The 26115-nt window shown below is 63.5% G+C and carries 23 protein-coding genes and 1 tRNA gene; 7 read left to right on the forward strand and 17 right to left on the reverse strand.

The window, feature by feature from the left end:
• Nucleotides 1-1582 (reverse strand): methyl-accepting chemotaxis protein (locus E4L98_RS20075; protein ID WP_135203317.1); only part of this gene is annotated, 1582 nt, incomplete at its 3' end.
• A 118-nt stretch (nucleotides 1583-1700) separates the two neighbouring features.
• On the reverse strand, nucleotides 1701-3959 hold the full coding sequence (locus tag E4L98_RS20080) for a TonB-dependent receptor family protein (protein ID WP_135203318.1): 2259 nt from the start codon (nucleotides 3957-3959) through the stop codon (nucleotides 1701-1703).
• A gap of 160 nt (nucleotides 3960-4119) precedes the next feature.
• Here E4L98_RS20080 and E4L98_RS20085 point away from each other — a divergent pair, with 160 nt between their 5' ends.
• Both E4L98_RS20085 and E4L98_RS20090 read left to right on the forward strand, forming a co-directional pair.
• On the forward strand, nucleotides 4120-5454 hold the full coding sequence (locus E4L98_RS20085) for an NRAMP family divalent metal transporter (protein ID WP_229257486.1): 1335 nt from the start codon (nucleotides 4120-4122) through the stop codon (nucleotides 5452-5454).
• Nucleotides 5455-5487: 33 nt separating this feature from the next.
• Nucleotides 5488-5844 carry a hypothetical protein gene (locus E4L98_RS20090; protein WP_135203319.1) on the forward strand — a complete coding sequence of 119 codons (357 nt, stop codon included), beginning with the start codon at nucleotides 5488-5490 and terminating at the stop codon, nucleotides 5842-5844.
• On the opposite strand, the gene E4L98_RS20095 is transcribed toward E4L98_RS20090, so the two are convergent.
• Together E4L98_RS20095 and E4L98_RS20100 are read right to left on the reverse strand one after the other, a co-directional pair.
• Nucleotides 5837-7804 carry a putative bifunctional diguanylate cyclase/phosphodiesterase gene (locus E4L98_RS20095; protein WP_229257487.1) on the reverse strand — a complete coding sequence of 656 codons (1968 nt, stop codon included), beginning with the start codon at nucleotides 7802-7804 and terminating at the stop codon, nucleotides 5837-5839. The genes E4L98_RS20090 and E4L98_RS20095 overlap by 8 nt on opposite strands.
• Before the next feature lie 511 nt (nucleotides 7805-8315).
• Complete coding sequence (locus tag E4L98_RS20100; protein WP_135203321.1) at nucleotides 8316-8921, reverse strand: LysE/ArgO family amino acid transporter; 606 nt, start codon at nucleotides 8919-8921, stop codon at nucleotides 8316-8318.
• A gap of 88 nt (nucleotides 8922-9009) precedes the next feature.
• Between E4L98_RS20100 and E4L98_RS20105 the strand changes: the two genes are divergently transcribed.
• Nucleotides 9010-9894 carry a LysR family transcriptional regulator ArgP gene (locus E4L98_RS20105; RefSeq protein ID WP_135203322.1) on the forward strand — a complete coding sequence of 295 codons (885 nt, stop codon included), beginning with the start codon at nucleotides 9010-9012 and terminating at the stop codon, nucleotides 9892-9894.
• A 2-nt stretch (nucleotides 9895-9896) separates the two neighbouring features.
• On the opposite strand, the gene E4L98_RS20110 is transcribed toward E4L98_RS20105, so the two are convergent.
• Genes E4L98_RS20110 through E4L98_RS20120 form a run of 3 tightly spaced genes read right to left on the reverse strand, consistent with a single transcriptional unit; the run spans nucleotide 9897 to nucleotide 12888 of the window.
• A complete protein-coding gene (locus E4L98_RS20110) occupies nucleotides 9897-10970 on the reverse strand; it encodes a class I SAM-dependent methyltransferase (protein WP_135203323.1) in 1074 nt (357 codons plus the stop codon).
• A 22-nt stretch (nucleotides 10971-10992) separates the two neighbouring features.
• Nucleotides 10993-11358 (reverse strand): DUF5710 domain-containing protein, encoded by a 366-nt coding sequence (locus E4L98_RS20115; RefSeq protein WP_135203324.1) that lies wholly within the window; start codon nucleotides 11356-11358, stop codon nucleotides 10993-10995.
• A 39-nt stretch (nucleotides 11359-11397) separates the two neighbouring features.
• Nucleotides 11398-12888, reverse strand: coding sequence for a tryptophan halogenase family protein (locus E4L98_RS20120; RefSeq protein ID WP_135203325.1), 1491 nt, complete (start codon nucleotides 12886-12888; stop codon nucleotides 11398-11400).
• A 135-nt stretch (nucleotides 12889-13023) separates the two neighbouring features.
• On the opposite strand from E4L98_RS20120, the gene E4L98_RS20125 reads away from it, so the two are divergent.
• Nucleotides 13024-13665: a sigma-70 family RNA polymerase sigma factor gene (locus tag E4L98_RS20125; protein WP_135203326.1), complete on the forward strand. Its 642-nt coding sequence runs from the start codon at nucleotides 13024-13026 to the stop codon at nucleotides 13663-13665.
• Between the two features lie 3 nt (nucleotides 13666-13668).
• On the opposite strand, the gene E4L98_RS20130 is transcribed toward E4L98_RS20125, so the two are convergent.
• Nucleotides 13669-14766 (reverse strand): Gfo/Idh/MocA family protein, encoded by a 1098-nt coding sequence (locus tag E4L98_RS20130; protein WP_229257488.1) that lies wholly within the window; start codon nucleotides 14764-14766, stop codon nucleotides 13669-13671.
• Between the two features lie 130 nt (nucleotides 14767-14896).
• Between E4L98_RS20130 and E4L98_RS20135 the strand changes: the two genes are divergently transcribed.
• Nucleotides 14897-15628, forward strand: coding sequence for a substrate-binding periplasmic protein (locus tag E4L98_RS20135; RefSeq protein ID WP_135203328.1), 732 nt, complete (start codon nucleotides 14897-14899; stop codon nucleotides 15626-15628).
• Nucleotides 15629-15743: 115 nt separating this feature from the next.
• Nucleotides 15744-15983: a hypothetical protein gene (locus E4L98_RS20140; RefSeq protein WP_135203329.1), complete on the forward strand. Its 240-nt coding sequence runs from the start codon at nucleotides 15744-15746 to the stop codon at nucleotides 15981-15983.
• A gap of 25 nt (nucleotides 15984-16008) precedes the next feature.
• On the opposite strand, the gene E4L98_RS20145 is transcribed toward E4L98_RS20140, so the two are convergent.
• The 8 genes from E4L98_RS20145 to ybiB all read right to left on the reverse strand — a co-directional run bounded on the left by E4L98_RS20145 (nucleotide 16009) and on the right by ybiB (nucleotide 24387).
• On the reverse strand, nucleotides 16009-16233 hold the full coding sequence (locus E4L98_RS20145; protein WP_135203330.1) for a hypothetical protein: 225 nt from the start codon (nucleotides 16231-16233) through the stop codon (nucleotides 16009-16011).
• A 227-nt stretch (nucleotides 16234-16460) separates the two neighbouring features.
• A tRNA-Ile gene (locus tag E4L98_RS20150) sits at nucleotides 16461-16539 on the reverse strand.
• A gap of 103 nt (nucleotides 16540-16642) precedes the next feature.
• Nucleotides 16643-18841: an RNA polymerase sigma factor RpoD gene (rpoD, locus tag E4L98_RS20155; protein WP_229257489.1), complete on the reverse strand. Its 2199-nt coding sequence runs from the start codon at nucleotides 18839-18841 to the stop codon at nucleotides 16643-16645.
• Between the two features lie 473 nt (nucleotides 18842-19314).
• Complete coding sequence (dnaG, locus tag E4L98_RS20160; RefSeq protein WP_135203332.1) at nucleotides 19315-21111, reverse strand: DNA primase; 1797 nt, start codon at nucleotides 21109-21111, stop codon at nucleotides 19315-19317.
• An 85-nt stretch (nucleotides 21112-21196) separates the two neighbouring features.
• Nucleotides 21197-21646: a GatB/YqeY domain-containing protein gene (locus E4L98_RS20165; protein WP_135203333.1), complete on the reverse strand. Its 450-nt coding sequence runs from the start codon at nucleotides 21644-21646 to the stop codon at nucleotides 21197-21199.
• Nucleotides 21647-21763: 117 nt separating this feature from the next.
• Nucleotides 21764-21976 (reverse strand): 30S ribosomal protein S21, encoded by a 213-nt coding sequence (gene rpsU, locus E4L98_RS20170; RefSeq protein ID WP_008451879.1) that lies wholly within the window; start codon nucleotides 21974-21976, stop codon nucleotides 21764-21766.
• Between the two features lie 194 nt (nucleotides 21977-22170).
• Nucleotides 22171-23379 carry a BaiN/RdsA family NAD(P)/FAD-dependent oxidoreductase gene (locus tag E4L98_RS20175; protein WP_167761393.1) on the reverse strand — a complete coding sequence of 403 codons (1209 nt, stop codon included), beginning with the start codon at nucleotides 23377-23379 and terminating at the stop codon, nucleotides 22171-22173.
• A gap of 27 nt (nucleotides 23380-23406) precedes the next feature.
• Complete coding sequence (gene ybiB, locus E4L98_RS20180; protein ID WP_135203335.1) at nucleotides 23407-24387, reverse strand: DNA-binding protein YbiB; 981 nt, start codon at nucleotides 24385-24387, stop codon at nucleotides 23407-23409.
• Between the two features lie 76 nt (nucleotides 24388-24463).
• Here ybiB and E4L98_RS20185 point away from each other — a divergent pair, with 76 nt between their 5' ends.
• Nucleotides 24464-25522, forward strand: coding sequence for a 3-deoxy-7-phosphoheptulonate synthase (locus tag E4L98_RS20185; RefSeq protein WP_135203336.1), 1059 nt, complete (start codon nucleotides 24464-24466; stop codon nucleotides 25520-25522).
• Here E4L98_RS20185 and E4L98_RS20190 read toward each other — a convergent pair whose 3' ends face one another.
• Entirely contained in the window at nucleotides 25523-25843 is a 321-nt protein-coding gene (locus tag E4L98_RS20190) for a hypothetical protein (RefSeq protein WP_135203337.1), read from the reverse strand. It abuts the gene before it with no gap.
• Between the last annotated feature and the right edge of the window lie 272 nt (nucleotides 25844-26115).

Genomic DNA, 26115 nt, shown 5'->3' on the forward strand with positions numbered 1-26115 from the left:
GCGCCGGGCGGGGCGGCGGCGCGGCCTGCGCCGTCGCCAGCAGTTTGAACACGCCCACCACGTCGCTCAGTTTGGCCGCCTGCTCCTGCATCGATTCGGCCGCCGCCGCCGCTTCCTCCACCAGCGCGGCGTTCTGCTGCGTCACCTGGTCCATCTGCACGATGGCGGTGTTGACCTGCTCGATGCCCTGGCTCTGCTCCACGCTGGCCGAGGTGATTTCATTCATGATGTCGGTCACGCGGGTGATGCTGGCGACGATTTCGTGCATGGTCTCGCCAGCCTGGTTGACCAGCGCCGAGCCGGCCTCGACCTTCTCGACCGAGTCGCTGATCAGCAGCTTGATGTCCTTGGCCGCCGCCGCCGAGCGGTGCGCCAGGTTGCGCACTTCGCCCGCCACCACGGCGAAGCCGCGCCCCTGCTCGCCGGCGCGCGCCGCCTCCACCGCCGCGTTCAGCGCCAGGATGTTGGTCTGGAAGGCGATGCCGTCGATTACCGAAATGATTTCGACGATCTTGCGCGATGATTCGTTGATCGAGGCCATGGTGCCCACCACCTGCCCCACCACGTCGCCGCCCTTTTGCGCGATGCCGGACGCCGATTGCGCCAGCTGGTTGGCCTGGCGCGCATTGTCGGCGTTCTGGCGCACGGTGCTGGTCAACTGCTCCATCGACGAGGCCGTCTCCTCCAGCGAGCTGGCCTGCTCCTCGGTGCGCGACGACAGGTCCTGGTTGCCGCTGGCGATTTCCGACGAGGCGGTGGCGATGGTGTCGGTGCTGCCGCGCACCTGGCTGACCAGGTTCTGCAGATTGTTGATCATGTCGCGCAGCGCGCCCATCAGTTCCCCGGTCTCGCACTTGGTGCAGGTGCCGACCATCTGCGTCAGGTCGCCGCTGGCCACGCGCCGCGCCAGCACCACCGCGTCCTGCAGCGGCGCCGCCACCACGCGCGCCACCCACAGCGCCAGCGCCAGGCCGACGCCGATGTTCACCACCAGCAGCACGATCGAGGTGGTGCGCGCATTCTGGAACACCGCGGTGGCGGCGTCGCTGGCCTGGTCGCCGCCCTCGACATTGATCTTGACCAGCTTGTTGACGTTGTCGGTGATGGCCGTGAGAATTTTGGCCGAGGGGCCGCTGGCCAGTTCGCGCGCCTCGACTTTTTTGCCCTCGCGCGACAGCCCGATCATTTTGCCGTGCTCGACCAGGAAGGCGGCGAAGTTCTTGTCGAACTCGGTGGCGGTGGCTTTTTCTTCCGGGCTGGAAATCAGCTTTTCGTAGCCGTCGCGGTGCTGCTTCAGCGCGGCCAGCGTGTCGTCCATGCGCTTTTCGTAATCGGCCATGGCGGCCGGCGCTTCGTTCAGCAAGTGGGCCAGCTCCCAACGCCGCAGTTCGCCGACGTCGGTGCGCAGCTCCATCACCGCGCGCACGCTGGGCATCCAGTTGTCGGCCAGGTCGGTGGACGCTTGGTTGACCCGGTTCATCGACAAGATGTTGCTGATCCCCAGCACCAGGGTCAGCAACAATACCGCACCAAACGACACGATCAGTTTTGTGGCTATCTTCAGATCGTAAAACCACTTCATGGCTGTCTCCTCAGAGCTGCTGGCTGGCTATCCAGTATGCAACTATGTGAAGCGCCATGCCAGCACCGCGCTGTGCTTGTGTTGCCGATGCAACAGCGCGCTGCCGGATAACTGAAAATTACAGCTTGCCGTTCAGGCTGAGGAACACCTGGCGCGGCGCGCCGGTCAGCAGCGTCTGCAGCGTGCCTTTCGGATCGCTGGCGGCAAAGCCGTTCGAGCCGACGGTGCTGATGTACTGCTTGTCAAACAGGTTGGTGACATTCAGCTGCAGCGACAGCTCTTTCGCAAAGCCGATTGACTTCAGCTTGTAACCGGCCGACAAATTCGCCAGCCAGTAGGACGGCACGCTGGCATCGTTGAGGTAGGTGTAGTAGCGCTTGTCGGTGTACTTGGCGCCGAGGCGGGCATACCACTGGTCGGTCTCGTACGAGGCTTCGGTGTTGAACAGCTGGCGCGGCGCGTCGACCACGCGCTTGCCGTCCACCTGCACCAGGGTGCTGCCGTCCAGGTAGTTGGACTTGTACTTGGAATCGTTGTAGGTGTAGGAGTTGAACCAGCTGATCTCGCGGTTGAACTTCCACACGGCGATCGCCTCCAGGCCGCGCGTGTCGACCTTGCCGACGTTGACAAAGGTGGACGGGCAGCCGACGATGCCGGCGCAGGTGGCCACGCTCAGCTGGCGGTCGTCGAACCTGGCGCTGTACACGGCCAGCGAGCCTTGCAGGCTGTCGCGCTTGAAGCGGTAGCCGAGGTCGATGTTGGTCGATTTTTCCGGCTTCAGCGTGGCCACGCCGGCGTTGTAGGCGGCCTGGGTCTGCGAGAACGGGCCGGTCACGCCCGGCTGGTGGGCGCGCATGTTCTTCGAGGCCGAGGCGAACACTTCGTCATTGGCGGTCAGCGCGTAGTTGAAGCCGACCTGCGGCAGGAATTTCTTCTCGGCGTCCAGGTTGCCGGCGGCGCGGGTGCCAACCAGGTTGGTGGCGCGGATGTCCACGTCCACCGCCTTGAAACCGGCGTTCAGCTTGAGCTTCTTGTCCAGCAGCGCCCAGGTGTCCTGCAGGTAGTATTGCGAGGTGGTGGTGATGAAGTTCTGCGACCAGTCGGTGGCAAAGGCATTGGTCAGATAGTACATGGTGTCGGCCGGACCGGTGACCGCGTAGTAGCGGCGGCTGCCGGTGTGATTGTTGCGCTCGCCCCAGGCGCCGGCCGCCACGGTGTGGTCGCCAATGTCCCAGGTGACGTCGCTGATGATACCGTCGCGGCGGATCAGGTATTCGGTGGTGCGCAGCGAGATCGGGTTGTTGGCGTCGGTCGGCACGTACGGCGTGTACCAGTGGCCCTGGCCGGCGTTGTCGTGGTGGTAGACGGTGGTCTTCAGGTTCAGCGACGGGCTCAGGTTCAGGTCCAGCGTCAGGCCGCTGAAGGTGTCCTTGCGCAGGCCGCCGGCCGAGTAGTAGGCGTCATCCAGGCTGTTGACGCCGCCGGTGAACACGCCCTTGGCGGCGTTGACGGCGCGCTGCCAGTCGGGCTGGTAGTTGTCCCAGTCGTAGCCGAGGCGGTGGATCATTTCCAGCGACATGTCCTGGTAGTCGACTTCCTTGCGGTCGGAGTAGTTGACGAAGCCGGTCAGGCTGTTGCTCTCGCCGAAATTCAGCACGAAGCGGGCGTTGATCTGATCCTGGTCCTGGCCGCCTTCGCCCTTGGTCTTGTCGGTGCGCTGGCGGGTGCCGCTGAGGAAGGCCTTGAAGACATTGTTGATCAGGCCGGTATCGACGCGGGCGAAGGTACGCGAGGTCGAATCGCTGCCCACCGTCTGGGCGAAGGTCAGGCCGCGCTCGTCGGTCGGCGCCAGCGTGAAGAATTGCACGGTGCCGCCCAGGTTGCTGGTGGACGCGGTGCCCAGCGCGCCGGCGCCCTGCGACACCTGCACGCTGCCAATGTTTTCCGACGACACGGCGCGGCTGATGTGCAGGCCGTTGTTGTTACCGTAGGTCATGTCGCCGAGCGGGATGCCGTCCAGCGTGAAGCCCAGCTGGTTCTGGTTGAAGCCGCGGATGCTGAAGCGGGTCGACCATTCGTAGGCGCCGAACGGGTCGGCCGACTGGAAGTTCACGCCCGGCAGTTTTTCCAGCACCTTCAGCGGGCTGGTGCCCGGCAGCGCTTCGGCCAGGTCGGCCTTGTTGATGTTCTGCACCTGGCGCGACTGGCCGCGGCCGGTGATTTCCACCGTCTGCACCGGACCGGCCATGGCGCCGGCCACGGCGCCGTCATCGGCCGCGTCGGTCGCGTTGGCCACGGTAGCGGCGGCATACGCCTGGCAGGCCAGAGCCTGCAGAACCACCAGGCACAAAGGTTTCAGAGGGAAGCGCTGGGACATGAGTTGTTCTTTCTTGCTAGGTTAGTGGAAAATCAACTGGCAAGATTGTAAAAAGGGCATATGACCATGCCATGACGGGTGCGTGACATCTTGATGACAGTACGCATGCGCACCGACAGGGCGGCGGCGCCGTCCTAGCATCGGCCAAAAGGAGACGATCATGGACATGGACACGCGTGTCGCGCCGGCCGCCGCCGACAATGCCGCTGATAACGCCGACGACAACCCGGCGCCGGCGGCCGGGCCGCGCGGCTGGCTGGGCAAGCTGGGGCCGGGTCTGATCACCGGCGCCGCCGATGACGATCCCAGCGGTATCGCCACCTATTCGCAGGCCGGCGCCCAGTTCGGCTTCAACATGCTGTGGACGCTGCTGCTGACGTATCCGCTCATGGTCGGCATCCAGATGATCAGCGCGCGCATCGGCCGCGTCAGCGGCCATGGGCTGGCGACCAATATGCGGCGTCACTTCCCGCTGTGGCTGCTGTACACCATCGTCACGCTGCTGCTGGTGGCCAACATCATCAACATCGCCGCCGACATCGCCGCCATGGGCCAGGCGGCCACGCTGATCGCCGGCGGCAGCGCGCAATGGTATGCGCTGGCGGCCGGGGTGCTGTCGGCCGCGCTGCAGGTGGCGCTGCCCTACCGCCGCTATGTGCAGGTGCTCAAATGGCTGACGCTGGCGTTGCTGGCCTATGTGGCGACCGCGCTGAGTCTGGATCTGCCCTGGTCGCAGGTGCTGCACGCGGCGGTGCTGCCGCGCCTGTCATGGCAGCCCGACTACATCACCACCGTGGTGGCGGTATTCGGCACCACCATCAGTCCCTACCTGTTCTTCTGGCAGGCCTCGCAGGAAGTCGAGGACTTGCGCGCCGATCCGCAAGCCCGGCCGCTCAAGCGCTGCACCGAGCAGGCCGCCGAACAGCTGCAGCGCATCAAGATCGACACCGTGGCCGGCATGGGCTTTTCCAACCTGGTGGCGATGTTCATCATGCTGACCACCGCCGCCACGCTGGGCGCGCATGGGGTCACGCAGATCGAATCGTCGGCGCAGGCCGCTTCGGCCCTGCGGCCGATCGCCGGCGACTTCGCGTTCGCCCTGTTCAGCATGGGCATCATCGGCACCGGGCTGCTGGCGGTGCCGGTGCTGGCCGGCTCGGCCGCTTACGCCATCGCTGGCGCCATGCGCTGGCGTAACAGCCTGGAACTGCAGCTGTCCGGCGCCAGGAAGTTTTACGCGATCATCATCGGCGCCACGCTGATCGGCACCGCCATGTGCTTCACCTCCATCGACCCGATCCAGGCGCTGTTCTGGAGCGCGGTGGTGAACGGCGTCGCCGCGGTGCCGGTGATGGCGGTGGTGATGCTGCTGGCGGTGCGGCGCGATGTGATGGGCCAGCTGCCGGTGTCGTTGCGGCTGCGCGTGCTGGGCTGGCTGTGCACCGGCTTGATGGCGCTGGCGGTGGTGGCGATGTTTGCCACCATGGGAAAATAATGCGGTAAGCTGGGGCTTTTCACTGGAGGCGCCATGCCGCGACTGTTGCCCCTGCTGTTGGCCGTGCTGATGGCGCTGACGACGCTGCCGGCCTGGGCCATCGACCGCCCCTTCCCCGCCAACATCCTGCGCGGCAAGATGACGCCGGGCTATTTCCCCGATATCAGCATCGACGGCAAGGCGCGCCAGCTGTCGCCGGCCGCGCGCATCTTCAACCGCGACAACATGATCGAGATGCCGGCCGCGCTGCGCGGCAAGGACCTGGTGGTGAATTACACGGTGGACGGCATGGGCAATATCGACCGCATCTGGATACTGACCGCGGAGGAAGCGGCGCAGAAAGTGCCGACCGCGGCGGAAGCGGCGGCGGCGGCCGCCGCGGCTAAATAGCGCACTCCGGCGCGTCGGCGCGGGCGCAGGCAAAGCGTAGCAGCTCGTCCGGCGGGATCGGCCGCGAAATGTGGTAACCCTGCAGGTAGTGGCAGCCCATCTTTTCCAGGATGGCGGCCTGGCCAGCCGTCTCCACGCCCTCCGCCACCAGCTGCAGGCCCAGGCTCTGGCCCATGGCGATGATGGCGTGCACCAGCTTGTTGTTGCGCTCGCTGTGCTCGATGTCCATGACAAACGCGCGGTCGATCTTCAGCGTGTTCAGCTGGAATTGGGTCAGGTAGCTGAGCGAGGAATAGCCGGTGCCGAAATCGTCCAGCGAAATGCCGACGCCCAGCGCGCGCAACTGGCCGAGCACCGCGCGCACGTTGGCGGCGTCGTCGATCAGCACGCGCTCGGTCAGCTCCAGCTCGAGCTGGCGCGGCGACAGGCCGTTGCGCTGCAGCGCCTGCGCCACCAGCGCCACGAAGCCGGGATCGGCCAGCTGCCAGGCCGAGACGTTGATGCTGATGGTCACGTCGTCGAGCAGGCCATGCTTCCACTGGCCGACCTGGCGGCAGGCTTCTTCCAGCACCCAGGTGCCAAGTTCCACGATCATGCCGCTATCTTCCGCGACCGGGATGAAGCGGTCCGGCGTTACCGGCCCCAGCAATGAGCTGTTCCAGCGCAGCAGCGCCTCCACCTTGGTCAGCTTGCCGGTGTGGGCGTTGGTGATGGCCTGGTACACCAGATAAAACTCGCCGGCCTCGATCGCGCCGCGCAGGGCGCCATCGATCACCAGCGCGTCCTTGGCGGCGGCGTTCATGGCGTCGTTGAACACGCGCTGCTCGCCGCGGCCGGCTTTCTTGGCCTCGTACATGGCGATGTCGGCGTTGCGTATCAGCGTATCGCCGTCGCGGCCGTGGAGCGGATAGCAGGCCACGCCGATGCTGGCGGTCAGGCTGATCGCATGGTGCGACAGCTCGAAGCCGCGTTCCATGGCCTCGATGAGGGCGGCCGCGCGGCCGGTGGCGGTGGCCGTGGCGCTGCCGGCGGCCAGGCCCGGCAGGATGACGATGAATTCATCGCCGCCGAAGCGGGCCAGGATGTCGTCCGGTCCCAGCAAGGTGTGCATGCGGCTGGCGGCGGTGCGCAGCAGTTGGTCGCCGGCCGCATGGCCGAAGGAATCGTTGACGCGCTTGAATTTGTCGAGATCGATGAACAGTACCGCGCATTCGCGGCCGGCGGCGGCGGCCTGGTCGATCTCCTGCGCCAGCCGGCTGGCCAGGCCGTGGCGGTTGAAGAAGCCGGTGACAGGATCGATGCGCGCGGCCTGGTAGAGCAAATCGTCCTTCTTTTTGCGCTCGCTGATGTCCAGCAATTGGACCAGGCAGTACAAGCGGCCGCGCTCGATGTAGGGCGAGCCCAGCAGTTCGACCGGCAGGCGGGAGCCGTTGTGCAGCGTGAAGACGGTGGTTTCGGCTATCGGATACTGGACGTCGGGCGCCTCGAAGCGGCGGAAATACGCGTCGGCCATCTCGCGCGTCAGGTTGGGCAACAGTTCGCTGACGTGCCGGCCGACCAATTCCTGGGCATGTCTAAAACCCAACAATCGTGCACATCGTTCATTAGCGATGTGCACGTAACCCCGCCGGTCGCGTATCAGGAATCCGTGGCTGAGGCTGTCGATGGTGCGGGCGTAACGCTGCTGGATTTCATCCTGGACCGCGTAAATCAGTCCGAGCGTGGAGAGAATTTTGAGGAGTCCGGTGCCGATGAACCAGACCGTGTACAGATCCGGCCCCATGATCGCCGCGCTGACCAGATTGAAGCCGCCCCGTAATATCAGCGTCCATCCGAGCAGGCGGTAACGGCCGCGTGCATCGATTAACTGCTTGCCGGCCCAGCAAATCACCAAGCCGAATATCGCCACGGTGCCGGGTGCCAGCCATTCGGTTTTCCAGTGCCACAGCAAGGAAAACACCACGGCGCCAAATACGACAGCCGCTGGCGCCCATTTAATATTTTCCCTGCGTATTTTTCCGATAAAGAAGCGGGTACCGGCCCAATAACCCGCTATCGCCAGAGATAATGCCAGGGCACATAATGATAATCGCCAGGACAAGGGCATCAAATGCTCGCCGGCGACCCATATGATGGAACCGGTCATCGCCGCCATTTGGCCGGCGCCCCAGAATAGCGCATGCTTTTCCTTACGCTGCATGAGCCAAAGGAAAATCAGTAAGGCACTCAGTATGATGTCAGCTGAAAACTCCACCAGCATCGCTGAGAGATAAACGGGGAAGCCTGGGTCTGCGCTCATTGGCATCTGGCGTCCTCGGACGCTGTTGCAAGGTGACTAGCACCATTGTAAGCCGAACTCGACAGTAACGTCAGGAAAGTGTTGCCGATAAGCAGCAGACCAATTCATGCGGCTTTGCGAGGCGTTTTATGCCAAAAATTGGCGCGTACCTGCCATTTTCGAGCTTATGCTCCTAGGAGAACAGGGAAATAGCCAACGCCCACATGATGATAGCGATCAACGCGTCCAGCACGCGCCAAGCGTTGGGGCGCAAAAATATTGGCGTTAAATAGCGCGCTCCGAGGCCCAGGCTGCTGAACCATAAGGTGGACGCCAACATTGCCCCGCCGGCAAAATAGACAGGACCGTTAGCGGTTTGCTGGCCGCCGATGGAGCCTAATAACACCACCGTATCCAGATAAACGTGAGGATTTAGCAGACTGAATGCCAGCATGGCGGCAATTACTGATTTACGGTCGGGCGCGGTTTTATTTTCTCCCGCCACCATGGCCGAGGGACGCAAGGCGGAGCGCGCCGCACGCAGGCCGTAGCAGAATAAAAATCCCGCGCCGGCGATTTTTATCCAGAATAACAACCTCGGCGCCTCGATAATCAGACGACCCATGCCAGCGACACCAGCGCCAATTAACACCACATCGCACAAAATACAGATCGCGACGCAGGTTAAAACAAACTCGCGTTTTAGCGCCTGCCGCAGCAAAAAAGCGTTTTGCGAACCAATTGCAATAATCAGGCTGCTGCCCAATCCCAAGCCTTTAAGAAAAGCACCCGCTTCCATCTGCCGTCTCCGTCGCAAAAGGCATCAGCTTACGGTGCGGACGAAGATAAGTATAATTAATCTTATTTTCCAATTATTAGGAAAGCTAATGAGCCGCATCGACTACCGGGGACTGGCCGCGCTGGACGCCGTGATCGAATTCGGCAGCTTCGACAAGGCCGCCGCCGCCATGTCCATTACCCAGTCGGCGGTATCGCAGCGGCTGCGCATGCTGGAAAACAGCGCCGGTGAACTGCTGGTGGTGCGCAGCCAGCCGCCGGTGCCGACCGACGCCGGCCAGCGCCTGATTGCGCATTACCGCCAGGTCCGGCTGCTGGAATCGGCGCTGACCCTGCGTCCCGGCGAAGCTGATGTGCGGCCGGAAATCGCCATCGCGGTCAACGCCGACAGCGCCGCCACGTGGCTGCAGGAAGCCGTCACCCCGCTGATGAGCCGCGGCGACTGCATGCTGCACATCCGCCTGGACGACCAGGACCATACCCTGAGCATGCTGCGCGAAGGCCGGGTATTCGGCTGCGTGACCAGCGAAACCGCCCAGGTGCCGGGCACCACCGCCACACCGCTGGGCGCGATGCGATATTTCTGCGTTGCAACACCAACCTTTGCCGCGCGCTGGTTCCCGGACGGCATGACGGCGCAGGCGGTCCAACACGCGCCGGTGATGACGTTTGACCGCAAGGACATGCTGCAAAGCCGCTTCATCGCCCAGCACACCGGTTACAGCGGGCGCTATCCGCATCACGCCCTGTCCAGTTCAGATGGCTACGTGCGTTTCGTCGAAGCCGGGTTTGGCTACGGGATGCTGCCGATCCAGCAATGCGGGCAGCAGCTGAGGGAAGGCAACCTGATCGACCTGGCCCCAGGAAAATGGCTGGATGTGACGTTGATCTGGCACATGTGGGACATCCAGACACCGTTCACACGCGCCCTGTCCGACAACCTGATCGCCACCGCCCGAAAATACTTGCTTTAAGTCTACGCGAACAGGGTGGCCAGTTCCTGCCGTACCCGCGCTTCCCATTCGTCGGCGTCGGGCTGGTGGAGGTAGCGTTCTTCCGCCGCCGGTTCGGTCATTACCGGACCGATGCGCTGGTAGAGCATGACGCTGGTCCACGACACCTGCCCCGGCGCAAAGGCGTGCAGCAGCCGGAACGCCGGGTGCCTGATCGGGAAGGTGGTGGTGCTGACCAGCGCGCCTTCCGCCAGCTCGCGCGCCAGCTTGTTGCTGATGGCGTCCATCAGCGGCCCGAAACAGGTGCTGTAGAGGAATACCAGGCTGGCGCCGCGCACGTCGACCTTGAACATGTCACTTTCGATGAAGGCGATGCGCGCGCCGAGGTCGAGCAGGTGCCGGCCGTCCGCCACCACGCCCGATGGCAGCGACAGCGGCGTCTCCGGCGTCAACGGTTCCGGCAGCGCCGCCAGTCCCTGGGCGGCCAGCGTCAGCATCCGCGCGCAGCGCTCCTGCGCCAGCCGATGCCGGTAGCTGAGCAGTTCGACGCCAATGCAGCGCGCAAACGGCAGCGTCAGCGCGGCGGTCATGACCACCTTGCCCAGCCCGCTGCCGAGGTCGACCATCACGCCGCCCGGCGATAAATAAGGCCGCACCGCGTCAAAATAGTTTTCGAGCTCGAAGCGCTGCATTTCGCCGTAGATCAAGCTGCCTTCCTGGATCAGCCAGGCACGGATTTCGTCGTCGGCGATGGCGTTCAGCGGCCGAAACCCCGGCGGTGGCGCCAGTTTGGGCAACATCCCCAGTGGCATGATGCTGGCCGGCAGTGTGCCAATCAGCACGCCCAAGTGCGGCCGCAGCCGATGCAGCAGGTAGTCGTGACGTTCCGGCTTTTCCAGGCAGGCGCGCAGGGCGTAGCCGATTTCCATGAAAGCCAGCAAGGGCGAGCCCGGCGTTAGCTCGAAGGTTGGCCGCGCATGCGATTCGCCGCCCTGTATGCTCTGCAACAAGGCCTCGAACACGTCGGCCGGCTGACGAAACCGCGTCACCGGCGGCGCCGGGCGGTTGGCGGTACGGAAAATAGGATCGTTACTCATCAATCCCATTGTAAATAAAACATCACGCCGGCCGCAATGGCTGCATCATCTTCGCCACTTCGTCGTAGTGCGCCTGCCAGCCGGAACTGGCCAGCTTTGGCGCGCACACCGGGCAGGACGCGAAGGGGTCGCAGTCGTGCTGCAAATCGACAAAATAACGGCCGATCACCGGTTTGCCCGCGTACGAGTCGGTCATCACCGGCCGCGACTTGAGCGAGGGCGCGGCCACGGCCGGCACGAAATCGGCGCCGCCCGGCGGCAGCCAGCGCGCGAACGCCGCAGCGTCCTTCCCATCCGGCACGTACCAGGATTTACGCTCATTGTTCCAGCGCGCGCCCAGCGCCTTGGCTTCGTCTTTTTCCGCGAACGGCACTTTTAAATACATCATCTTCGTAGACTCCGAGACAGCAGGAGCGCTATTTTACTGCTATCGCGATGCGCAGGCTGCGTTGAGATAGTCGGTATGATCCGGCATCGCGCCAACTTTTTCGATCATCAGCGCCCGCACGCGCGCCATCTGGGCCTGCAGCGGCGCGCGCTCCAGCGCCCGCACGAAGGGATCGTCGCTGTGCGGCACCACGCCCAGCCCCAGCAGCATGGAGACGAATGAGGGTTCGCTGAATCCCTCCGTGTCGTAGACCACCACCCGGCCGCTTTCGCGGAACAGTTCGATCTGGTGCCGCAGGCTGTCCGGAATCGCCATGTTGGCGCAGTAGCGCCAGAACTCGCTGTCGCTGCGCCTGGTCAGCTTGTAGTGCAGGATGATGAAATCGCGCACCGATTCGTAACGCCGCCCCATGTAGCGGTTGAACTCATAAGCGAGCTCGGGTTTGAAATCCAGATCGGGGAAATAGGTGATCAGCTGCCCGACCGCGTTTTCGATCAGGTTGATGCTGGTCGATTCCAGCGGTTCGACAAAGCCGGCCGACAAGCCGATGGCGACGCAATTCTTCCGCCAGGACTGACGCCGCCGGCCGGTGACGAAGCGCAGCTGACGCGGCTGGTCCAGCGGCGCGCCGTCCAGCCCCGCCAGCAGCACGCGCTGCGCTTCCGCATCGCTGGTGAAGGCATTGCTGTAGACATGACCATTGCCGGTGCGGTGCCGCAGCGGGATGCGCCACTGCCAGCCGGCCGCCCTGGCGGTCGAGGTGGTATACGGCGTGATGCTGGCCACCTTCTCGCACGGCACCGCCAGCGCACTGTTGCACGGCAGCTGTGCGCTCCAGTCCTCGTAACCGGCCTGCAGCGCGCCGTCGATCAGCAGGCCGCGAAAGCCCGAGCAATCGATGAACAGTTCGCCTTCGATGCGGCGGCCGTCCTTCAGCTTGAGCGCGCGGATGTGGCCGTCTTCAGGCCGCAGTTCGACCTGGTCGATCGTGGCCTCGACGCGCCGCACGCCGCGCTGCACGGCGTAGTCGCGCAGATAGGCCGCGTACAGGCCGGCGTCGAAATGATAGGCGTACGAGTAAGGCGCGTTGTCGCCGGGCGCGGCAAAGCGGTTGTTGCGCGCCATCAGCGTCGCCATCGACCAGTTTTCATACGACGGAATGGTGGGATCGGCGCGCGCCAGATGCAGCCAGTGCAGATGCGGCGAGCGGTTGTCGATACGCGGGCCGAAGTCGCCGAAACCGTGGAAGAAACGGCTGCCCAGCTGCCCCCAATCGCGGAATTCAATGCCGAGCTTGAAGCTGGCCTGGGTCTTGCGCAGAAAATCGGCCTCGTCCACGCCGAGCGCGGCGTTGTAGTAGCGGATGGTGGGCAAGGTGGCCTCGCCAACGCCCACGGTGCCGATCTCCGGCGATTCGATCAGCACAATCTCGCAGCGCCGGTCCAGCCGCTGGGCCAGCGGCGCCGCGGTCATCCAGCCTGCCGTGCCGCCGCCGACGATCACGATTTTGCGTATGGTTTTGTCGCCCATGCGGTCTCCTGTTGTTGTGAAACCAGTATAACGGCGTGGCAAGGCCGGGCTGGCGTTTCCGGCAAAAACGAAAACGGCACAGGTGAAAAACATAAAGGAAGAGGCAACAATAGCGCCGCTATGCGAGAATGCCGCATGCCTACTATCGAACCTCTCACCCTGACCCTGGCCGAACTGGCCGAGCGCTGGCATCTCAGCGCCAAGCAAGTGCTGGAATCGCCGCACGCCCTGCCCATGTATTTTTACTTCGACGGCCTGGTGTTCGATTTCAACGACCGCTGGCACCGCGCGAATGGCGATGCGCAGACGCAGCAGACGCTGGAAACCAGCAAGACGCGGCTGTCCACGCTGGAAATCGACCTGCAGCGCCAGGCCATGCACAAGCGCGGCCTGCTCAAGCTGACCCAATGGGAAGAAGCGCTGAGCGACGAGGAACTGCAAAGCCAGCAGGAAGAAGCCGACCGTCTGACGCAGGACATCGCCCACCTGAGCGCGCAACTGAAGGCGCGCGCGGACGAGCGCCAGCGCCGCGTGCGCAACGGTCTGCTGCGCGCCGCGCCGCGCACCTTGAAGGAAATCGCCGAGCGCGGCCAGGCGCGCTTTCCGCAATTCGCCTACATGCCGCACGCGCCGGGCAAGCCCGACGACGAGCAGGCCATCGCCGACGGCGCCGTGGTGGCGCTGGAAGATGGCTTCCCGGCCAGGGAATTCCTCACCGGCGCCGACCTGGTGGTGGCGATGCTGGACATCCGCGCCGCCGAGGACGGCGCGGTGTAAGGCTTACACCAGCGCGATCCGTTTCTGCTCGCGCGCCGAGCGGTACACGGCCTCGATGATGCGGATATCGCGCAAGCCCTCTTCGCCCGGCACGATGGGCTGCTTGTCCTGCTTGATGCACTGGGCCAGATGGTCGAGCTGGCCCGCCCACTGGGTGGCGCCCGGTCCCGGCGGCGGCGTGATCAGCTTGCTGCGATCCTGCCCCACCCACAGCTGGTTGCCGTCGTAGCGCGTGCCCGGCTCCAGATCGATGCGGCCCTTGTCGCCCATCAGCAGGATGTGGTTCTGGTTGGCGCTGTACATCGACATGCACGAGCCGATCACGCCGGACGGGAACTCCAGCTGGAACTCGATCATGTCTTCCACTTCGCGGAAACGCGGGTCGTTGCGGTCCGTGGTTTCCTTGGCATAGACCGAGATCGGTTCCTCGGCCGTCATGTAACGTGCCGCGTTCAGCGCGTAAATGCCGATATCCATCATCGAACCGCCACCCGACATGGCTTTCTTCAGGCGCCACGCATTCGGATTGCCGGCGGTGAAGCCATGCTCGGAACGGAAATAGCGCAGCTTGCCGATGCCGCCGCTGCGGGCGATGCGGCGCGCTTCGAGGTTGTTGGCTTCGAAATGGCAGCGATAGCCGATCATCAGCTTCTTGCCGGCCTGCTTGCAGGCGTCGATCATCTGCTGGCACTCGGCAGACGACACGGCCATCGGCTTTTCGCACAGCACGTGCTTGCCGGCCTTGGCGGCGCGGATGGTGTACTCGGCGTGCATGGACACGGGCAGGCAGACATAGACGATGTCGATGTCCGGATTGTCCTTGATGGCGTCGTAATTCTTGTAATCGTAGATATTGCGTTCCGGCACGCCGTACTCGGCCGCGACGCGTTTGGCCTTGGCCGGGTCGCCGCTGACCAGCGCCACCAGTTTGCTGTGCTGGCAGTTCTTGAACTGCGGAATGATCACGCCCAGGCCGTAACCGCCCAGCCCGACGATCGCATAGCCCAGCTTGCGCTCCGGCGCCGCCGCGCGCGCCGGCAGGCCGACGGCCGCAGCCGTGATAGCGCTACCAGCAGCAAGTACAAGACCCCGTCTATTCATGTCTATCATCTCCACCACTCCTTGTTAGTTGATCCTGCGAGGGCAATTTTAGTATAAGGATAAGTCGCCGGAGCGCCGGCAGTCGTAAAAAACTTTGAAATGGGCGATACTGGACGCGGAGACAAAACGCATGGACAAACACTTGGTATTCAGCGCATTGCTGACCGTACTGCCGCTGGCGTCCGTTGCCGCCGAGACCGCGCCGCCGGTGCGGCTGGTGGTCGGCGAGATGCCGCCGTATTCCGTGTCCGGCAATGCCGCCGCGCCCGGCCTGCTGGTGGAAATCACGCAGGAACTCGGGCACCGCGTCGGCGTGCCGCTGACGGTGGACTTTTATCCATGGCCGCGCGCTCTGGCCATGGTATCGCTGTCCAAGCGCACCCTCACCCTGCCCTTGAGCCGCACGCCGGAACGGGAAAACAATTACCGCTGGCTGCTCAAGATCTACAAGCAGAAACTGATCTTCGTCGGCCTGCGCGCCAACCGGCAATTGAGCGACCCCGCCCTGCTGAAGCAGGCGCGGCTGGTCGTGCTGCGCGGCACGCCATTCAAGCGGGATCTGACCGCGGCGGGCTACACCAATGTCGCCGAGTGCGCGACCAACAAGGAATGCGTGCGCATGGTCCGGCGCGGCATCGCCGACGCGACCTATGGCGTGGAAGACGTCTACCGCAGCGCCGCCGACAACAAGCAAGGCGAATTCCGCTTCAGCCCCACCTTCCGCCACGACGAAGTGTGGCTGGCCGGCTCGCTCGACTTCAGCGACGACGATGCGCGCAAATGGAAAACCGCGCTGGACGCCATGCGCGCTGACGGCAACCTGGCGCGCATCTTTCACAAATATGGTATTTCGGGAAATTGAACATGCACTTGATGAAGCACGCTGGCGCCGCTGCGCTGCTGCTGGCCGCCGCTGGCATCCGGGCCGCCCCGCCACCCGGCCAGGATGCCCTGGCCGGACCGCAACGCCGGGCGATGTGGGTGGCCGCAAACTGAATCTGTATTGCTGCGCCTATGCCGGCAGCAGCCTCAATCCCGAGCTCGGTCCGGCGCTGAGCGCCGCGCAATCTGCCCAGGCGCTCAAGCCGACGTACTGGCGCGCCCGCGCTTCCGAACTGGACAGTCTGGAAACCAGCGCCAGCCAGATGCGCAGCGCGCGCAAGCCTTACGGCGCCATCAAGGTGGTCACGTGCCGCAGGCCGAACCGGCGGCCGTGAGCGCCGCCGTCAATCAGCTGCTGAATTAATCATACACATGCCGCGGCGTACGGCATTTTTCGATGGTGCCGGGCGATGGCGTGTCGGACTGGCGCCGCACCGACGCTGCGGACAGCACGCGCAGAATGGTTTCGCGCGGCACATCGTGGGCCTCCAGGAAGGCCCAGGCCGTTGCGGCGCCGCTCAGCGCGTCGATGACGACCGCCTGCTCCAGCGCCTCGGCCAGATGGTAATTGGTTCGGGGTTGCATAGCTCTCACCTGTGAAATCGTGTTGCGAAGCACTCACGGGATAAGGTGAGAAGCGGGCCGGAGATTGCGCGGAGCTGGGGCGCAACGGGCCAGTGAAGCCACCACTATATCAACTTTGAAAGGCACTCCCCTTCAATCATTTTCAATCGAAAATGATCTTTCGATAGTGTGGGAGGCAGCTGCTGATGGCAAAAAATAATAGCTGCTCGAAAGCAGCTATTCAGGATTGGTAGGCCCTCCCAGAGTCGAACTGGGTACCAACGGATTATGAGTCCGCTGCTCTAACCAAGCGTGAGCTAAGGGCCCTAAGGGGTCGCTGCGCCGGAGCCTGTCATGGCCTCGCTGATGCGCATCCGGCAATGACGCCGAGCACGCGAGCATAAAGGTTGGACAAGGCCCCAGTCAAGCCTTAATTGCCTTCCAGGAAGCTCTTCAGCTTGTCCGAACGGCTAGGATGGCGCAGCTTGCGCAAGGCCTTGGCTTCGATCTGGCGGATACGCTCGCGCGTGACGTCGAACTGCTTGCCGACTTCTTCCAGCGTGTGGTCGGTCGACATTTCGATGCCGAAGCGCATGCGCAGCACCTTGGCTTCGCGCGGCGTCAGCGAGTCCAGCACGTCCTTGACCACGCCGCGCATCGAGGCGTGCAGCGCGGCGTCGGATGGCGCCAGCGTGTTGTTGTCCTCGATGAAGTCGCCCAGATGGGAATCGTCGTCGTCGCCGATCGGCGTTTCCATCGAGATCGGCTCCTTGGCGATCTTCATGATCTTGCGGATCTTGTCCTCGGGCATCTCCATCTTGATGGCCAGCGTTGCCGGGTCCGGCTCGGCACCGGTCTCCTGCAGAATCTGGCGCGAGATACGGTTCATCTTGTTGATGGTTTCGATCATGTGCACCGGAATACGGATGGTGCGCGCCTGGTCGGCGATCGAGCGGGTGATGGCCTGGCGGATCCACCACGTCGCATACGTCGAGAACTTGTAGCCGCGGCGGTATTCGAACTTGTCGACCGCCTTCATCAGGCCGATGTTGCCTTCCTGGATCAGGTCGAGGAACTGCAGGCCGCGGTTGGTGTATTTCTTGGCGATCGAGATCACCAGACGCAGGTTGGCCTCGGTCATTTCGCGCTTGGCCTTGCGCGCCTTCATTTCACCGGCCGCCATCTGGCGGTTGATGTTGCGCAGGTCCGGCAGCGGCAACACCACGCGCGCCTGCAGGTCGATCAGGCGCTGCTGCAGTTCCTTGATGGTCGGAATATTCCGGCCCAGGATGGCGCTGTAGGCATGGCCGGCGGCCACTTCGCCATCGACCCAGTCCAGGTTGGTTTCATTGCCCGGGAACACCTTGATGAAGTGGGCGCGCGGCATGCCGCACTTGTTTACCGCCACGTCCAGGATCTGCTTTTCGATGTGGCGCACTTCGTCCACTTGGCCGCGCAGCGTGTCGCACAGCTTCTCGACGACCTTCGCGGTGAAGCGGATGCCCAGCAGTTCCGAGGAAATCGCTTCCTGCGCCTTGACATAGGCCTTCGAGTTGTAGCCTTCCTTCTCGTAGGCGCGGCGCATCTTGTCGAACTGGTTGGAGATGACGTCGAATTTCTCCAGCGCTGCCGCTTTCATGGCCTCCAGTTGCTCGGCCGAATAGCCGGCCGCCGCGCCCGACGGGCTGGCTTCCTCTTCTTCCTCTTCTTCCTCTTCTTCCTCGTCCTCGTCTTCCTCATCTTCATCGGAAGCGGCGGCCGGCGCCGGCGCGGCGGCGTCCTCATTCTCGTCGACCAGACCGTCGACGATTTCGTCGATCTTGATCTCGTCGGCGCGGATGCGGTCCGAGGCGGCGATGATCTCGGCGATCGTCACCGGGCAGGCGGAGATGGCCTGAATCATGTCTTTCAGGCCGTCTTCGATGCGCTTGGCGATTTCGATTTCGCCTTCGCGCGTCAGCAGTTCGACCGAGCCCATTTCGCGCATGTACATGCGTACCGGATCGGTAGTGCGGCCGAAATCGGAATCGACAGTGGACAGCGCCGCCTCGGCGGCGGCCTCGGCTTCGTCATCGCTGGTGACGGTGGCGACATTGTCGGACAGCAGCAACGTCTCGGCATCGGGCGCGTGCTCGTAGACGGCGATGCCCATGTCGTTGAAGGTGCCGATGATGCCTTCGATCGCTTCCGGATCGACGATATTGTCGGGCAGATGGTCGTTGATCTCGGCATACGTGAGGAAGCCGCGTTCCTTGCCGAACTTGATCAGGGTCTTGAGTTTCTGGCGGCGGCGCTCGAGTTCTTCCTCGGTGGCCTCGGTGTCCGACGAAAACGCATCCTTGAGCAGCGCCTTTTCCTTGGCCTTGCGGTCTTTGGCCTTGGCCTTGTCGACCGCCTTGAGCTCGGCGCGTTCGACCGCGTTGAGCGCGGCGACCTCGTCGTTCTCAGGCTGGAATTCTTTCGGTTTGCGCCCGCGCCGGCCCGGCACTTTGACCGTCGGCAGCACGTAACCCGACGTGTCGATCGCTGCCAGCGCGGCCGCGTCCGTGGTCTGGCTGACCGCGGGAGGCTGCTTGGCGGCGACGCGCGTCTCCGGCTTGTCCGCCGTTTTGGCGGATTTTGCGCTCACTTTAGTCGGCTTTTCAGCCGCTTTGGATTCAGGTTTCTTGATTGGCACAGGCGCTTTCGATTACGGATAAAGTTTCGATCCCGCTGGGATCCCTACGTCTCCGGACTTGCCGACCGCTCAAGTCCGACAATACTACGACTTACTTACACCTGGTCAGGCCGACCGACCGCATACAGAATGCGGAAATTCTACTGCATCAGACACGTGCGTGGGGGCAAGAAACCAGGACTAGGTTAGATAGCAAACAGAACGTTTGCGGACAACGACGGTATAAGGTCGTTGACTCAACCAAAGCTGGCCCGTGCCGCCGACACCTGTCTTTCCGCATCGATCAAGAGCCTAACTCACTGAAAACAAACACATTATCAACAGAAAAACGATGCCAAAACATACAACACTTAGCGTTTTATTATAGCACGTCACTTTTCAATTTCCAGAGGGAAGACCGGTTGCTCTCCCTGTGGGGTAATGCCTTACCTGTTCGACAATTCCGCTTGCGCTTCGCGCAACAACTGGTCTTGCATGGCCGTCAATTCGCGGTAGCGCACGCCGATCTGGTCGGACGACAAGCCGGACGCAAACAGCTGGCTCAGCTCCTGTTTCAGCGCATCGTTCTTGACCTGGCGGATCGCCGCCCGCAACACCAGCCGCTCGGTGTTGCGCTCGGTTTCCGGCTCCTTGACGATCTCGCCGATGATCGGATCGAACTCGTCGCCCTGCGATTTCAGATGCTGGGCAAATGCCGCGAAATTGCCGGCTTCCCCCAGCATTTGCGCCGCGCCGACCAGCTGCGTCAGCCGCTCGGCCGCCTCGGCGCCAAAGTGCTGGAACGCGTCCAGCGCCGCCTGATCCACTTCCAGCGCCAGCGGCGGATGCGCCACCAGCACACGCATGATCTGCAATTCCAGCCCCTTCGGCTGGGTACGCTGACTGCGCGCGGGCGCCATCTTGGCCGGCGCCGTCGGTTTCTGCAACTCGAACAGCACCTCGATCTCGTACGGCGAGGTCATGGTCATCTGCGCCAGCCCATGCACGATCTGCAAGCGCAAGGCCGTCGGCGCCATCGCCTGCAGCAGCGGCTTGGCATCGAACTGCATGCGCGCCCGGCCTTCCGGACTGCCCATGTCGTGCTCGCCCATCGCTTCGCGGATCAGGAACTGCGACAGCGGCATGGCCTCCTGAATCTCCTGCTCAAAAGCTTCCTTGCCGTAGGCGCGCACATAGCTGTCGGGGTCGTGCTCAGTCGGCAGGAACAGGAACTTGATGGTCTTGTTGTCCGACACGTGCGGCAGGCAGGCTTCCAGCGCGCGCCGCGCGGCGCGGCGGCCGGCCTTGTCGCCGTCGAAACTGAAGATCACCGTGTCCGTCTGGCGCAACAGCTTTTGCACATGGTGCGGAGTGCAGGCCGTACCCAGCGTCGCCACCGCCTGCGGGAAACCCATCTGCGCCAGCGCCACCACGTCCATATACCCCTCCGTCACCAGCACGTAGCCCGCATCGCGGATCGCCTGGCGCGCCTCGAACAAGCCATACAGCTCGAATCCCTTTGAAAATAAAGGCGTTTCCGGAGAATTCAAGTACTTAGGTTCGCCGTGATCGAGCACCCGGCCGCCGAACGCGATCACTTGGCCTTTGGTATTCCGGATCGGAAACATTACCCGCTCGCGGAAGCGGTCGTAGCGCTTGCGGTTGTTGCCGTCCTCGTCCACCTTGTCGATCACCAGGCCCGATTCGGCCAACACCACCGCTTCATAGTCGGGAAATACCGAGCGCAGGTTGTCCCAGCCCGGCGGCGCGTAGCCGAGGCCGAAGCGGGCGGCGATTTCGCCGGTCAGGCCGCGGCCCTTCAGGTAGGCGATGGCGGTCGGCGCGCTGCGCAGCTGCAGCTTGTAATAGTCGCCGGCCTTGGTCATGGCGTCGGTCAGCGCCAGGCTTTGCGCCTGGATCTGCGCGCGCTGCGCCGGCGGAATCTTGTCATCCTGCTCGGGCACCACCATGCCGACGCTTTGCGCCAGTTCCTTGACGGCATCGACAAAGCCCATGCCGGAGTATTCGATCATGAAGCCGATCGACGTGCCGTGGGCACCGCAGCCGAAGCAGTGATAAAACTGCTTGGTCGGGCTGACCGTAAAGCTGGGCGACTTTTCACTGTGAAACGGGCACAGCCCCATGAAGTTCGCGCCGCCTTTTTTCAGCTGAACATAGCGGCCAACGACGTCGACGATGTCGACGCGGTTCAGTAAATCGGCGATAAAAGTTTGGGGGATCACAGGGATGATACGGTCTTGTTATGGATCAGACTATACCGCCGCCGGCGATCCGCTTTGATGCGGATCAAGCCGCGGCGGAGATAACTCAGGCTGGAGTCAGCGCTTTTTTGACCAGGGCGGACACCACGGTCATGTCGGCGCGGCCGGCCAGTTTCGGCTTGAGCACGCCCATGACCTTGCCCATGTCCTGCGGACCGGCGGCGCCGATGGCGGCCACGGCGGCGGCGACTTCGGCCGCCACTTCCTCGTCCGACAGCCCGGCCGGCATATAGGCGCTCAGCACGGCCAGTTCGGCTTTCTCGATGTCGGCCAGGTCGGCGCGGCCGCCGGCCTCGAACTGCGAAATCGAATCCTTGCGCTGCTTGATCATTTTTTCCACGATGGCCACGGTCTGGTCATCGTTGACTTCGATCTGCTCGTCCACTTCCTTGCGCTTGATTTCAGCCAGGATCAGGCGGATGGTCGCCAGACGGCCGGCTTCCTTGGCGCGCATGGCGGTTTTCATGTCTTCGGTGATTTGGGCTTTCAAGCTCATAGCAATTCTTTCAAGGGTAGAAAAGACGAAAACCCGCCGCGGACAAGCCGGAGCGGGTATTCTCTTGGATGCCGCCAAGCACAACCGGCAAAGCCAGGTTGTCCTGCGTAAGCAATCTTAGAAGAGTTTTTTCGGCAGCTGCTGGCTGCGGATGCGCTTGTAGTGACGCTTGACAGCGGCAGCCAGCTTGCGCTTACGCTCAGCCGTTGGCTTTTCGTAGAACTCGCGTGCGCGCAGTTCGGTCAGCAGACCGGTTTTTTCGATGGTGCGTTTGAAGCGACGCATTGCGACTTCGAACGGCTCGTTTTCTTTAAGGCGAATAGTGGTCATGTAAAAATTCAAACCGTTGGAGGTTAGAGGGAGACAAAGACTATAGCATCTTTTGCCGAAAAATGGAAGGCACCGACCCGAAAACGGCCAACGGTGCGGCTTTCATGGCAAAAAACAACACGGCTGATAGGCAATCTTCTGCTACTTCAACGGGATTGCACGGTGCCGCAAGACTTCCAGAGAAAACGATTATATCAAACCGCCAGACCCGCCGCTACACCCGAGGCCCAGGCCCACTGGAAGTTGTAACCGCCCAGCCACCCGGTCACGTCCACCGTTTCGCCGATGAAGTACAGGCCCGGCGCCTTGGTGGCCATCATGGTCTGCTGCGACAGTTCGCGCGTATCGATGCCGCCGCGCGTGACCTCGGCCTTCTTGTAGCCTTCGGACCCGTTGGGCGTGATGGTCCACTGATTGACCGCGGCGCCCAGCTTGCGCAGTTGCGCGTCGGGCATGTCGGCCAGGCGCGCGTCCGGCTGGAAACCGTGGGCCAGCAGCAAGCCTTCCGCCAGCCGTGCCGGCAGCCACTGCGCCAGCACATTGCCCAGCTGTTTCTTGATGGTGCCCTTGCCCTCGATCAGCGCAGCGGCCAGGTCCAGTTCGGGCAGCAGGTTCAGCACGATAGGCGTGCCCGGCTGCCAGTACGACGAAATCTGCAGGATCGCCGGCCCGGACAGGCCGCGATGGGTGAACAGCAAGTCTTCGCGGAAGCGCGCACCGGTGGCGTTGCGGCCTTTCAGCGAGCCGGTTTCCACGTCGACTTCCAGCGCGATGCCGGCCAGCTCGACGAACGGCGCCCACTGCTGCGGGTCGAAGGTCAGCGGCACCAGCGCCGGGCGCGGCTCGACCATGCGCAGGTCGAACTGCCGGGCGATGCGGTAGCCGAAATCGGTGGCGCCGATTTTCGGGATGGACAGGCCGCCGGTGGCGATCACCACGGCCGGGGTTTCGATCGTGCCGCTATCGGTCTGCAACATATAGCCATCGACGCCCTGCTCCACCGATTCGACCTTGCACGGCATGCGCCAGTGGACGCTGCCGGCGGCGCACTCGGCCTTGAGCATGTCGATGATCTGCTCGGCGGAATCGTCGCAGAACAGCTGGCCCTTGTGCTTTTCGTGGTAGCCGATGCGGTGCTTCTTGACCAGGGCCAGAAAATCCTGCGGCGTATAGCGCGACAGCGCGCTCTTGCAGAAGTGCGGATTCTCGGACAGGAAGTTGGCCGGGCCGGCGTTGATGTTGGTGAAGTTGCAGCGGCCGCCGCCGGAGATGCGGATCTTCTCGGCCAGCTTGGCGGCGTGATCGATCAGCACCACGCGCAAGCCGCGCTGGGCCGCGGTCGCTGCGCACATCATCCCGGCCGCGCCCGCGCCGATTACTGCCACATCAAACTTTGCCATCATCGGTCCCGTTGGGTAAAGGGCGAGATTTTACTCGATCGGATCGCTGGCCTGCTGGCGCGAATGGACGGTACGGGCCACCAGCAGGCATTGCGCCACCTGTTCGGCGATTGGCGGCGGCACCGGCACCGCGCCGTCCAGCACCGACTGGATCCAGGCGGCGGTGGCGGCCGGGCTCTTATCTTCCGGCAACAGCGGCAGTTCGCCGACCAGCGTCTGCTTGGGCACCAGCATGCTGCGCAGGCCGCCGTGGAACCAGTCGATCTGCTGCGCCTTGTTGGCATTGGCCACGGTTTCGCCTTCGGTACCGCGCATCAGGAAGGCGTCGCCGCGGTCGTGCGGCGCGGCGGTGGTGAAGTACTCGCCCAGCATTTCCAGATATTCCGGATGGGTGTAGGACACCAGCCGCAGCGCCGGCCCGGCGAACGGCTGCATGATCTTGACCAGCGTATGCGTCGAATTGCGCACGCCCAGCCGGCGCCGCAACGACAGCAGGTGCGCCAGCTTGGGCGCCAGCGCATCGATGGTGATGAAGGCCACGTGGCCCTGCGACATCGCCTCCTCAGCCTCCGAGCGGTGACGCGCCGCCGTCACACCGAGCGCGGCCAGCACCTCGGCCGTGGTGACGCGGCCCGGATCGTCGGCCACGCCGTGCACCAGCACCGGCACGCCCTCGCGCGCCAGCAGCATCGCCAGCAGCGGCGTCAGGTTGGCCATCTTGCGCGCGCCGTTGTAGGTCGGAATGACCACCGGGGCGAACTGGCCCGGCGGCGCGTTCAGCGGCGCAAATGAGGCCTCGGCCGCATCCAGGAAGCCGGCGATCTCCTCCACCGATTCGCCCTTGATGCGCATCGACAGCAACACGCCGCCCAGCTCCAGGTCGGACACGCGGCCGTCGAGCATGGCTTGATACAGGGTGTAGGCATCCTCGCGCGACATACTGCGGGCGCCGTTTTTGCCGCGGCCTATTTCCTTGATGAAACGCGCGGCCAGAAAGGGTTCAGTATTCATGCGTGCAGCTTAAACCACCGGCGCGCATTTCGGCTACACTATCCTGTTCCAAAAAGTAAAACTAGAGTAGAAAATCATGATTTCCCCAGACATTGAAAACATCAACGTCACCTCGATCGCCTCCATGCCGTCACCGGAAACCTTGCACAGCAAGCTGCCGCTGACCGACCTGGCGTCCGAGACCGTGATGAAGGGCCGCGAGGCCCTGCGCAACATCATCGACCGCAAGGACAAGCGCCTGTTCGTGGTGGTCGGCCCGTGCTCGATCCACGACCCCGTGGCCGGCCTGGACTACGCGCGCCGCCTGAAGGCGCTGCAGGCCGAAGTGGCCGACACCATGCTGCTGGTGATGCGCGTGTATTTCGAAAAGCCGCGCACCACCACCGGCTGGAAGGGCTATATCAACGATCCGGACATGGACGACTCGTTCCGCGTCGACGTCGGCATGGAAAAGGCGCGCCGGTTCCTGCTCGACGTGTGCGAACTCGGCCTGCCGACCGCCACCGAGGCGCTGGACCCGATCTCGCCGCAATACCTGGGCGACCTGATCGCCTGGACCGCCATCGGCGCGCGCACCACCGAATCGCAGACTCACCGCGAAATGTCGTCCGGCCTGTCGACCCCGGTCGGCTTCAAGAACGGCACCGACGGCGACATCGGCATCGCCATCAACGCCATCCTGTCGTCGGCCCATCCGCACTCCTTCCTCGGCATCAACGCGCAGGGCAATGTGTCGATCGTGCGCACCCGCGGCAACGCCTACGGCCATGTGGTGCTGCGCGGCGGCGACGGCCGGCCGAACTACGACTCGGTGTCGATCGCGATCGCCGAGCAGGCGCTGGCCAAGGCCAAGCTGCCGGCCAACCTGGTGGTCGACTGCTCGCACGCCAACAGCTACAAGAAGCCGGACCTGCAGCCGCTGGTGATGGCCGACGTGATCCACCAGATCACGCAGGGCAACAAGTCGCTGGTCGGCGTGATGATCGAATCGAACATCGTCGGCGGCAACCAGAAGATCCCGGCCGACCTGAGCCAGCTGGTCTACGGCTGCTCGGTCACCGACGGCTGCATCGACTGGGACACCACCGCCGCCATGCTGCGCGAGGCGCACCAGCAACTGCTGAACCGCCCGTAATCAGTAGCAATAGGCCACCAGGCTGGTGGCCACGCCGAACTGCCCGGCCAGCGCCGCCTCGGCCTTGCTGGCCGGGGCGCTCAGTTCCTCCAGGTCCAGATAGACCTTGCACTGCTCCACCTTCACCGAATAGCGGCGCGCGTTACTGCTGCGTGGGTCCACGCCCTTGCAATCGAGCACGGCGTGCACGCTGGCCTCGGCGGTGCGGTACAGCGCCACGCCCGGCAGCTCCTGCCAGGCCAGACCGCGCGGCACCAGGCGCGCGCCGTCCACCAGCGGTACATCCTTTAATCTGCATATCAGTTTCCATTGTGCGGCCATCGCGCTCTCCCTTAATTCCGGGGTCAGTTCTGCCAATCGCACACGAGCCCAGCCGTAGCGCACGCTACGGTTGGGCTCGTGTGCGATTGGCAGAACTGACCCCGGATCGTTTGCCTACTTTCCAAGCAAAAGCGATGCCACGGCAAATCGGTGGAAATCCTGTCCATTTGGCAAAAATGCGCACCCGGCCAGTGCGCGGCGGGACTGCGCTGGTGCATGCTTGCACGCGGTTTACATTACAATGGCGGATTCCCCTGATGAATTCCGCATTT

Origin of the sequence: Duganella callida (assembly GCF_004614165.1) — a bacterium.
Classification (GTDB): Bacteria; Pseudomonadota; Gammaproteobacteria; order Burkholderiales; family Burkholderiaceae_D; genus Rugamonas; species Rugamonas callida.

Excerpts from the sequence above, each read along its gene's own strand:
- E4L98_RS20080 (WP_135203318.1), bottom strand. The coding sequence starts at position 3,959 with ATGTCCCAGCGCTTCCCTCTGAAACCTTTGTGCCTGGTGGTTCTGCAG.
- E4L98_RS20085 (WP_229257486.1), top strand. The coding sequence starts at position 4,120 with ATGGACATGGACACGCGTGTCGCGCCGGCCGCCGCCGACAATGCCGCT.
- E4L98_RS20090 (WP_135203319.1), top strand. The coding sequence starts at position 5,488 with ATGCCGCGACTGTTGCCCCTGCTGTTGGCCGTGCTGATGGCGCTGACG.
- E4L98_RS20100 (WP_135203321.1), bottom strand. The coding sequence starts at position 8,921 with ATGGAAGCGGGTGCTTTTCTTAAAGGCTTGGGATTGGGCAGCAGCCTG.
- E4L98_RS20105 (WP_135203322.1), top strand. The coding sequence starts at position 9,010 with ATGAGCCGCATCGACTACCGGGGACTGGCCGCGCTGGACGCCGTGATC.
- E4L98_RS20110 (WP_135203323.1), bottom strand. The coding sequence starts at position 10,970 with ATGAGTAACGATCCTATTTTCCGTACCGCCAACCGCCCGGCGCCGCCG.
- E4L98_RS20115 (WP_135203324.1), bottom strand. The coding sequence starts at position 11,358 with ATGATGTATTTAAAAGTGCCGTTCGCGGAAAAAGACGAAGCCAAGGCG.
- E4L98_RS20120 (WP_135203325.1), bottom strand. The coding sequence starts at position 12,888 with ATGGGCGACAAAACCATACGCAAAATCGTGATCGTCGGCGGCGGCACG.
- E4L98_RS20125 (WP_135203326.1), top strand. The coding sequence starts at position 13,024 with ATGCCTACTATCGAACCTCTCACCCTGACCCTGGCCGAACTGGCCGAG.
- E4L98_RS20130 (WP_229257488.1), bottom strand. The coding sequence starts at position 14,766 with ATGAATAGACGGGGTCTTGTACTTGCTGCTGGTAGCGCTATCACGGCT.
- E4L98_RS20135 (WP_135203328.1), top strand. The coding sequence starts at position 14,897 with ATGGACAAACACTTGGTATTCAGCGCATTGCTGACCGTACTGCCGCTG.
- E4L98_RS20145 (WP_135203330.1), bottom strand. The coding sequence starts at position 16,233 with ATGCAACCCCGAACCAATTACCATCTGGCCGAGGCGCTGGAGCAGGCG.
- E4L98_RS20165 (WP_135203333.1), bottom strand. The coding sequence starts at position 21,646 with ATGAGCTTGAAAGCCCAAATCACCGAAGACATGAAAACCGCCATGCGC.
- rpsU (WP_008451879.1), bottom strand. The coding sequence starts at position 21,976 with ATGACCACTATTCGCCTTAAAGAAAACGAGCCGTTCGAAGTCGCAATG.
- E4L98_RS20175 (WP_167761393.1), bottom strand. The coding sequence starts at position 23,379 with ATGATGGCAAAGTTTGATGTGGCAGTAATCGGCGCGGGCGCGGCCGGG.
- ybiB (WP_135203335.1), bottom strand. The coding sequence starts at position 24,387 with ATGAATACTGAACCCTTTCTGGCCGCGCGTTTCATCAAGGAAATAGGC.
- E4L98_RS20185 (WP_135203336.1), top strand. The coding sequence starts at position 24,464 with ATGATTTCCCCAGACATTGAAAACATCAACGTCACCTCGATCGCCTCC.
- E4L98_RS20190 (WP_135203337.1), bottom strand. The coding sequence starts at position 25,843 with ATGGCCGCACAATGGAAACTGATATGCAGATTAAAGGATGTACCGCTG.